This window comes from Bradyrhizobium ferriligni (assembly GCF_056837965.1).
The window spans coordinates 1-596 of sequence record NZ_JBXEJO010000214.1 but is presented as its reverse complement, the minus strand read 5'-3'; the positions used below and the strand labels follow the sequence as shown (position 1 = coordinate 596).

The window sequence follows — 596 nt, the reverse complement described above, 5'->3', positions numbered from 1 at the left end:
GGTGGGGAGAGGGGTATGCCGCACACTCAAGTGAGCGACGTTCAGCGCAATCGCGCCAAGCAGCTCCGCCGAGCGATGACGCGCGCGGAGACGCTGCTGTGGCGTCATCTGAAAGCCGATCGTCTTGCGGGTCTCAACTTTCGCCGCCAGGCGCCGATCGGCAACTACATCGCCGATTTTGTCGCGCACTCGTGCAAGCTAGTGGTCGAAGTCGACGGCGAGAGCCACGATTTTGAGGAGCGTATCCGTCACGACGAACGGCGGGATGCATGGCTGAAGTCGCGCGGCTATCGCGTCCTTCGTTTCACCAACGACGACGTGACCAAAAATCTCGAAGGGGTCGTTCTCACCATCGCGGAAACAGCTGAGCAAGCGGCACCCCTCTCCCTAACCCTCCCCCGCAAGGGGGGAGGGAACCCTACCGCTGGTAGCTCCCTTACATCTGATGCCGATGGAGCGGAGAAGCTGTAATGCTGCGCGAAGAGGTTCTAAGGGCAAGTGAGGTGAGCACGCGGGTCAGGCTCCCTCCCCCACGCAACCGGGGTGTACCCCGGTTGCGCATTGTCAATTTGCGCAAGTCGGGCAGGCCCGACTTG

At 61.9% G+C, this 596-nt stretch carries 1 protein-coding gene; it reads left to right on the top strand.

Annotation, left to right across the window (positions count from 1 at the left end; translation table 11 throughout):
* Positions 1-471, top strand: a 471-nt coding sequence (locus AC1VNY_RS42545) for an endonuclease domain-containing protein (RefSeq protein ID WP_482409678.1), incomplete at its 5' end; no start/stop codon positions are given.
* Between the last annotated feature and the right edge of the window lie 125 nt (positions 472-596).